Source organism: Winogradskya consettensis, assembly GCF_018332715.1.
GTDB lineage: Bacteria > Actinomycetota > Actinomycetes > Mycobacteriales > Micromonosporaceae > Actinoplanes > Actinoplanes consettensis.
The window spans coordinates 21261-29161 of the sequence record NZ_BOQP01000055.1 but is presented as its reverse complement, the minus strand read 5'-3'; the positions used below and the strand labels follow the sequence as shown (position 1 = coordinate 29161).

The 7901-nt window shown below is 70.2% G+C and carries 10 protein-coding genes; 5 read left to right on the top strand and 5 right to left on the bottom strand.

The window, feature by feature from the left end; all coding sequences use genetic code 11:
• From Aco04nite_RS43115 to Aco04nite_RS43105, 4 genes are all read left to right on the top strand, one after another.
• Window positions 1–228 (top strand): hypothetical protein (locus Aco04nite_RS43115; RefSeq protein WP_213002968.1); only part of this gene is annotated, 228 nt, incomplete at its 5' end.
• 401 nt (window positions 229–629) lie between these two features.
• Window positions 630–857, top strand: coding sequence for a hypothetical protein (locus Aco04nite_RS43110; protein WP_213002967.1), 228 nt, complete (start codon window positions 630–632; stop codon window positions 855–857).
• A gap of 60 nt (window positions 858–917) precedes the next feature.
• Complete coding sequence (locus Aco04nite_RS49850) at window positions 918–1052, top strand: hypothetical protein (protein WP_280519487.1); 135 nt, start codon at window positions 918–920, stop codon at window positions 1050–1052.
• Window positions 1053–1531: 479 nt separating this feature from the next.
• Window positions 1532–1708, top strand: a complete 177-nt coding sequence (locus Aco04nite_RS43105) for a hypothetical protein (RefSeq protein ID WP_213002966.1) — start codon at window positions 1532–1534, stop codon at window positions 1706–1708.
• Here the strand turns inward: Aco04nite_RS43105 and Aco04nite_RS43100 are convergent.
• From Aco04nite_RS43100 to Aco04nite_RS43085, 4 genes are all read right to left on the bottom strand, one after another.
• Window positions 1699–2049 carry a hypothetical protein gene (locus Aco04nite_RS43100; protein WP_213002965.1) on the bottom strand — a complete coding sequence of 117 codons (351 nt, stop codon included), beginning with the start codon at window positions 2047–2049 and terminating at the stop codon, window positions 1699–1701. The genes Aco04nite_RS43105 and Aco04nite_RS43100 overlap by 10 nt on opposite strands.
• A 4-nt stretch (window positions 2050–2053) precedes the next feature.
• A complete protein-coding gene (locus tag Aco04nite_RS43095) occupies window positions 2054–3016 on the bottom strand; it encodes a helix-turn-helix domain-containing protein (protein WP_213002964.1) in 963 nt (320 codons plus the stop codon).
• A gap of 9 nt (window positions 3017–3025) precedes the next feature.
• Window positions 3026–4006: an alpha/beta hydrolase gene (locus Aco04nite_RS43090; RefSeq protein WP_213002963.1), complete on the bottom strand. Its 981-nt coding sequence runs from the start codon at window positions 4004–4006 to the stop codon at window positions 3026–3028.
• 99 nt (window positions 4007–4105) lie between these two features.
• Complete coding sequence (locus Aco04nite_RS43085) at window positions 4106–4693, bottom strand: DUF6518 family protein (protein ID WP_213002962.1); 588 nt, start codon at window positions 4691–4693, stop codon at window positions 4106–4108.
• An 89-nt stretch (window positions 4694–4782) separates the two neighbouring features.
• On the opposite strand from Aco04nite_RS43085, the gene Aco04nite_RS43075 reads away from it, so the two are divergent.
• On the top strand, window positions 4783–6330 hold the full coding sequence (locus Aco04nite_RS43075; protein ID WP_438874995.1) for an amidophosphoribosyltransferase: 1548 nt from the start codon (window positions 4783–4785) through the stop codon (window positions 6328–6330).
• 155 nt (window positions 6331–6485) lie between these two features.
• On the opposite strand, the gene Aco04nite_RS43070 is transcribed toward Aco04nite_RS43075, so the two are convergent.
• Window positions 6486–7862: a DNA polymerase IV gene (locus tag Aco04nite_RS43070; RefSeq protein ID WP_213002961.1), complete on the bottom strand. Its 1377-nt coding sequence runs from the start codon at window positions 7860–7862 to the stop codon at window positions 6486–6488.
• Window positions 7863–7901: the final 39 nt, after the last annotated feature.

Genomic DNA, 7901 nt, shown 5'->3' with positions numbered 1-7901 from the left:
GCTCTCGGCCACACCACCCGCTTGCGGCGCGACTCTCCCGAAGCCCGGACACCGGACGGCAAGCTGATCTGGATCGAGGCCGCACGAGCATTGTTCCGTGAGGCGAACACCCACCGGGCACAGGCCGCCGCTGACCATGAACGTGACCGCAGGCGTGCCGCCGGTGACCTGTTCGATTGGGGCCGGTTCACCAACCGCTGGCTGGTGAAGTACGCCGCCGCCTACTGACCCACGAACACCGGACTCTGCGTCACACCCGGGGCTCGACACGACAACCAACGCGCGCACGTGAAAGCACTCAGCCAAAGGCGGCGGCCAGCTCCCAGCGTTGCCGGCCGGTGCTGCGATAGGTCAGTCCACGACCGGTGCCGAGTCCGACGGGAATGGACGCGACATGGGCGACATGGCGGCTCTACGCCTACGAGCCGGACACAGGCAGCATTCCTGCGTAACGAAGGAAATCCTGCGCGCCTTCTTCGCGAGGCCCGCCCATGCCCCGTACTTCGCTTCGGCAATGGCAGCAACCCTGTCGCGATCGAGCAACAAACCGATCTTCGACCACTATTCCGGCGGCACGCTCTCAAGCCGCCTATCGGGTTCGGGCGGCGTGGCCTGGTAGGAAGATGGCCATGACCGAATTGGCAGCTCATGATGTGATGATCCGGCGGGAAGACCTGGCCGGGTACGTTTGGGATGCTCTTGCCGCCGCTGGGCTTCCCGTCGTCGCTCCGAACATGAGCTCTCGGCTGGTTGGCGGAGGCGCGGAGGTCCGGGTTGACAAGCTCGCGGACTGCTATGCGCCGGTGCGGGTTGACTGGCGCGCCGACCGTGTGGTTATGCAGGCGGGCGCGGCGTAGCGCTTCGATGCACCGGTCTTCGTCCATTTCAAGGTGATTCTTGAGGGCATGCTCCGTGTCATGAAGGTGAGCCTGATCTCGGAGGGCTTCGAGGCCCGGGACAGCACCAAGGATTTTGCTCCGTACACCGTCGAGGTGCTTGGACCTCCTGAACGCACTGCCCGATGGACGCGTGAAAGCGGTCGCGCGGTGTGACGCTCACCGAAGTCATCCATCGCACGCTTGTGCTGATGAGACGTGGTGCCCACACACCATGACGACGTGCTTCGGCGGCGGGATCTGGAACGGCTCGATGCGGTGTGGCGGGCTCAGGGGGCGCCGACGCCCGGGTTGCTCGCTCCCGGGGTGAGTGGGGTGGGGCTGGACGGGTACGTCGTTGAGCTGGGGTTCGATTTGCCGGGCGATCTGCGTGTCTGGTGGGGGTGGCACGATGGTGCGGTCGACGGGGTGTCCAGCTTGGGGGCCGAGGTCGGGGTCACGTGGTATCTGATGTCGTTGCGCGAGGCCCTCGATGAGCGCGCCCGGCGCCTGGCCTGGAACGACCCGCCTGAGTTTCCCGACGATGTGAGGGACTGGGAGGGTCAGTGGGCACCGTGGTGGCTGCCGATTGTCGCGTTTGACGGCGCCGTGCTCTTCGCTGACCTTCGGGCGGCGGCCCCGGATGGCAGCTGCCGGTGCATGTCTGGTCCAAGGTGCCGGACGCCGTGTTCGACGCGCTGGCCCCGAGCCTCGCCGACGTCGTCAACGGGTGGGCACAGGGTATCGAGCAGGGACACTTCCGCTATTCCGCTGCGATCGGGCGATGGGACGTACCCGATTGGGTTCCGCCGGAGCTGCGGCCCTACACCTGACCGATCTCGACCGGGCTGCCCGCAACGGCGATGTCGCCGCTACGGACGAGTTCGCGGATGGCGTTCGTCATTGCGCTGATGCCCGGAGCCGGGACGATCAGTTGATCGGATGCCCAGAAGTAGCTGCCGTGCGCGGTCTCGCCCGTCTTGCGCCACAGCTCGAGAAGGCGGCGGACCTCGTCGACGGTGAAGATTGTCAGCGACCAGGAGGAGCCGTCGGTCAGGTCGACGATGACGTCGATGTTGGCCACGGATTCCTCGGTGTCCGCCGCGGGGTCGAGGAGAAACCGGGCCTTGAAAGTCGGCTCTGTCACCACGAGGTACGGGTCAGTGTGTGTCACGGCGTCAGGGGTTGCGGTGGAGGCGGCGCAGGGCGAGGGCGAGTTGGGTGCGTAGGCAGCCGTGGGGGTCGCGGATGCTCCAGCCCAGCAGGTGCTCGGCGTGGATGACCCGGTCCTGCAGGGTCGAGTGGTGGACGCGCAGGGTTGTGGCTGCTGCTCTCAGGCTGGTGGTTGTGGTGACCGCGTGGAGGGTCTGGAGCAGCCAGGGTGCTGCGGCTGCGGCGTGTTCCAAGGCCTGCACGTCAGGGACGGCGCCCGGATCGGGGACCGTTGCCAGGGCGGCGAGTGCGCCCAGCTCCGCATAGCTCACCACCTGCGGGCCTGGGTCTTCCTCGGTGCCCGCGGCGGTGAAGCGCAGCGCTGTCCTCGCGGCGAGGTGTGAGGCCGGGAGTTCCAGCACCGGCACCGCGGGGCCGATGCCTGCCCTCCCGGACGTCGGCTCGTCCACATTGATGAATACACCTTCAGGGCGGACCAGGACGTACGCCGGAGTGTCCGCGGGCAGGCCGAGGTGGCGGGCCGCCAGCAGCCGGGCGTCGGCCGGGCCCGCAGCGTCGATGAGTAGCTCGACCAGGGCTGTTGTGTCCGCTGCAGGCGCACGGCCCCGGGTGCGATCGAGGACCGTACGCGCGGCGGAGACCGCCCGTTCCAGCACCATCGCGTCGACGGGGCCGGGTGGGCCGGAGCGTTCCAGCCGGAGCGTCACGCTGCCCGCGGCCAGATGGGGCCAGGCCTTGTCAGCAGCGAGCGGGGCGGGCGAGGGGACGCCGTCGGGGAGGACGCGGATGTGGACGCGGCGGGCTTCGTCGTCGAGGCGGGCCGGGCAGTCGGCCAGCACCGCGGCGCCGCGCACGATGCTCTGCAGCCCGGCGCCCGCCTCGATCAGGCCGTCGAAGTACGCGATCACCCGGAGCGCGGCGCCCGCGTCCTCGTCCAGGGCGGCGAGCCGGACGGCGAGGTCTCTCATGACGAGAGGCTAGGCGTTGAAGAGGCGGTTCAGCCAGTGCAATCGGGCCTCGCGGGCGTCCTGGGAGATGGCCGCGGTGGGGACCATGAGGTCGAAGCCGTGGAAGCCTCCGGGCCAGACGTGCAACTCGGCACGGCCGCCGGATTGCCAGATGTGGGTGGCGTACGCGACGTCTTCGTCTCGGAAGGTTTCGGCGCTGCCGGCGTCGATGTAGGCCGGGGGGAGGTTCGACAGGTCGGTGGCGCGGGCGGGGGCGGCGTACGGGGAGACGTCCGGGCCTCCTGCCGCGTCGCCGAGCAGCGCGCCCCAGCCGGTCTGGTTCGAGGTTCGATCCCAGACGCCCCGGCCGGCCATCTGGATCGCGGAGGGGGTGTTGTTGCGGTCGTCGAGCATCGGGTAGATCAGCATCTGGCCGAGCAGGGACGGGCCGCCTCGATCACGGGACAGCAGGGCGAGGGCCGCGGCCAGGCCGCCGCCTGCGCTGGCGCCCGCCACGAGCAGGCGGTCCGGGTCGTAGCCCAGGTCGGTGGCGTGGGCGGCGGTCCAGACGAGGCCCGCGTAACAGTCCTCGACCGGGCCGGGGTGCGGGGTTTCCGGGGCCAGGCGGTATTCGACCGAGACGACGACCAGGCCGAAGCGTTCCGCCCAGTCGAGCATCTCGCCGATGCCGGAGCGGTTGTCGCCGACGATCATGCCGCCGCCGTGGGTGTGGTAGACGCAGCCCAGGGTTCCGGTCGTTCCGGTGGGGCGGCAGATCAGCAGGGAGATGTCCGGGGCGCCGTCGGGTCCGGGGACGGTGCGGTCCTCGACCGTGAACCTGCCGTCGCGGGTCAGGTCGGGGGCGGCCAGCTGGGCGAGCGCGCCGCCGCCCTGGCGCATGAGGGGGATCTGCTCCGGGGTCACGGAGGAGGGGATCTGGTCGGCGACGGCGTTCAGGGCCGCGGCGAGCTCCGGGTCGAACGGGGGCGGTGGGGCCTGGGTGGTGGTCATGGGGGTCGCCTCCACAGTTAACGCGCGATCACCGGCGTGTGATCGGCGTCATCAGCATGGCGCGTGGCGGGTGTCCGATCGAGCGCCACGCGGCGGGAACTACCCGCCAACTGGCGGGCGGCGGAGGGCGAGGGCCAGGGCCAGGACACCCAGGGCGGCTTCGATGAGGTACGGGACCGGGTCGAGGGTCCAGGTGATGATCTGTTGCCAGCCTGGTACGACGTGCGCGCCGGCGATCACGAGCGGCTCGGCGATCAGCAGTAGGCCCGTGACCACGGCGGCGGCCTTTGCCGCGTCGGTGAACCGGGCCCGCAACCAGGCTCCGAAGGCACCGAGCAGTGGGCCGCTGAGCAGGCCTGAGAACAGCCAGCGGCGGTTCGCGCTCAGGACGTGGGCCAGGTGGTCGCGGAGGCCGACCAGTTGTTCGTCCGTGATGACGGCGACGACGAGGTAGAAGCCGAGGAGCGCTGTGACCGTGGCGGCGAGGCCGAGGACGGCTCCTCGGCGCAGTGACGGTGTGTGAAGACCGGATAGCAGGGCTACCAGGAGCCAGGGGGTGCTCAGGTTGCCGATGGTGTCGCGTACGCCGTGGTGGTGGCCCTTGATCAGGGCGGCGAGCATGCCGAAGGCGAGGGCAGCCCCGAGCATCGTCAGTGTTCGTCGGACGGGTGGCCGGGGGCTGCGCATGATGAGAAATCTTAGGGGTGGCGGATCCCACCCGGACGTGGGCGGCTCGTGGCTCGCCGGGGGCGGCTACCGTCCGTATAGTCGGATCAGTGGCAGATGGCAGCGATGGCCCGAAAGAAGCCTGTGGCGTCTTCGGAGTTCGCGACCCCCAGCAACCGGCAGCTCACCTCACCTATCTAGGCCTGTTCGCGCTGCAGCATCGCGGGCAGGAATCGGCCGGCATCGCGGTCAGTGACGGCGACAAGATCATGATCGACAAGGACATGGGCCTGGTCGCGACGATCTTCGACGAGCATCGGCTGCAGGCCCTGCCCGGCACCCTGGCGATCGGTCACACCCGATACGCCACCACCGGTGCCAGCGCCTGGCGCAACGCCCAGCCCGTCGCCCGGCACGCCGGTGACGTGTTCTTCGCGCTCGGTCACAACGGCAACCTCGTCAACACCGTCGAGCTCGCCATCGGTCACCCCGACGCCGACGCCGACAGTGACAGCGATGTCGTGGCCGCTCTGGTCGCCGACGCGCTGCTGGCCGACGCCATCGCCACCGCAGCCGACAAAACCGCGGCCAACAAAGCCGCCGCCGACAAAGCCGCCGCCAACAGAACTGCGGCCGACAAAGCCGCTGCCGGCCCAGAAGCCGCCGCCGGCGAAATCGGCAGCACCGGCCACGACGCCGGCGTCGCCGAGAAGCCGGGCAACGGTGACCTGATCGCCGCTCTGACCAGCGTGTTGCCGCGGTTGCAGGGGGCGTATTCGTTCGTCGTGATGGATGAGACCCGGCTGATCGGTGCGCGCGACCCGAACGGGTTCCGGCCGTTGTTCCTGGGCCGGTGCGAGACCGGAGGCTGGGTGCTCGCCTCGGAGACGCCGGCGCTCGACGTCGTCAGTGCGAAGGTCGTCCGGGAGATCGACCCGGGTGAGATGGTGGTGATCGACGACGACGGGGTGCACAGCATCCAGTTCGCGGAGCCGGCGCGTAAGGCGCTGTGCTCGTTCGAGTTCGTCTACATCGCCCGGCCGGACGGCAAGCTCGCCGGGGTCGGGGTGCACGCCGCCCGCCGGCGGATGGGGCGCGCGCTGGCGCGGCAGTCACCGGTCGACGCCGACATGGTCATGCCGATCCCGGACTCGTCGATCCCCGGCGCGCAGGGTTACGCCGCGGAGTCCGGCATCGAGTACGGCGACGGCCTCATCAAGAACCGCTACATCGGCCGGACGTTCATCGCGCCGAACCAGCAGCTGCGTGAGAACGCCGTCCGGATCAAGTTCAACGCGATCGAGGACAACGTCGCGGGCAAGAAGCTCGTCGTCGTCGAGGACTCCATCGTGCGGGCGACCACGCTGCGCTCGACGATGAAGCTGCTGCGTGACGCCGGCGCCGCGGAGATCCACCTGCGGGTGCTGTCCGCGCCGTACCGGTGGTCCTGCTTCTACGGCCTGGACACCTCCGACCGCAGCAAGCTCATCGCCGCCACCATGAGCGTCGAGCAGATCCGCGAGCACCTCGGCGCGGACTCGCTCGCCTACCTGGAGCTCGACGAGATGCTCACCGCCATCTCCCCCGAGCCCGGCGGTTTCTGCACCGCGTGCATGACGGGCGACTACCCCGTCCCGGTCCCCGGGCTGGTCGTCTGAGAGTCCCCGGCCCGGCGGGTAAGGTCCCGGCCCGGCGGACTGAGAGGTCCCGGCCCGGCGGACTGAGAGGTCCCGGCCCGGCGGGTTAAAACGTCCCGGGCCGGCGGACTGAGAGGTCCCGGCCCGGCGGACTGAGAGGGTTCTGGCCCGGCGGGCTAGGAGGTCCAGTCCGGCGGGTCGGCGGCGTGCAGGGCCGCGTCGTCGACGGCGAACGTCCGGACCGGGCCGGGCGGGGTGAGCGGCCCCTCGAAACGGACCGTCACCCGCCCCAGCCCGCTGCCCCACACCCAGCCCGCGCCGTACTCGTCATGCCGCACGTCCTGCCCCGGCCGCCACGTGGCCGTCGCGAGCTCAGGCGACGGCGACGGCGCCAGCGACGATGCCAGCGCCGATGCCGATGCCGACGCGTCCTGAGCTTGCGGAACAGGCTCTTCGACGACGCCGTCAGGAACCACGAGCGAACTGAAAAGATCATCCTGTGCGTACGCCGTGAGCGTCGACACCCCCACGCCGAGCAACCGGATCCCGGCGGACGTGTTGACGTCGGACAGCAGCCGTCGGGCGTAGTCGGCCACGAGCTGCGGATCGTCGGTGGGCTGGTCCCGGGTGAGCGAGCGGGTGATCGTGGTGAAGTCGTAGTGCCGGATCTTGACCGTCACCGTTCGCCCGGAGAGCCCGGCGGCGCGCAGCCGTTCGCCGACGCGCCGGGCGAGCAGGTCGAGCTCGTGGTACAGCCGGGCGCGGTCGGTGAGGTCGACGTCGAACGTCTCCTCGGCGGACACGGATTTTGTCTCCCGGTCGGTGACCACGCCGCGGTCGTCGTCGGCACGCGCGAGCCGGTAGAGCCCGGCGCCGTGCGCCTGACCGAACCATTCGAGCAGGTAACCGAGTTCGACGGCGGCGAGGTGGCCGATCGTCTGGACCCCGGCCCGGCGCAGCCGTTCCTGCGCCGCGGGGCCCACTCCGGGCAGCGATCCGACCGGCATCGGGCTCAGCACCGTGCGCTCGTCGCCGGCCGGCACGACCGTGAGCCCGTCCGGCTTGTGCAGCTCCGAGCCGATCTTCGCGACGAGCTTCGACGACGCCACCCCGACCGACGCGGTGACCCCGCCGGTCGCGGCCGCCACGTCGGCCTTCAGCTTGCGGGCGATCGCGGTCACGGCCTCGGGTGACAGGTCGTGGTCGCCACCGGCGGCGAGGTCGACGTACGCCTCATCGATCGACACCTGCTCGACCATCGGTGACAGCTCCGCGAGCACCGCCATGAACACCTGGCTGGTCCTGCGGTAGGCGGCGAACCGGGGAGCTAGGAACGCCGTCCCCGACGGGCACCGGCGTCGCGCCTCCGAGGTCGGCATCGCGGACCGGGCACCGTAGACGCGGGCCTCGTACGACGCGGTCGCGACGACACCCCGGCCCGCCACTCCCCCGACGATGACCGGCCTGCCCCGCAACGACACCTTGTCCCGCTGCTCGACCGCGGCGAACATCGCATCCAGGTCGACGTGCAGGATGCTCGGCTCGCGCCTCAACCCCGCACCCCCGCTTCTGCCCCGCGGAAATGATATCCC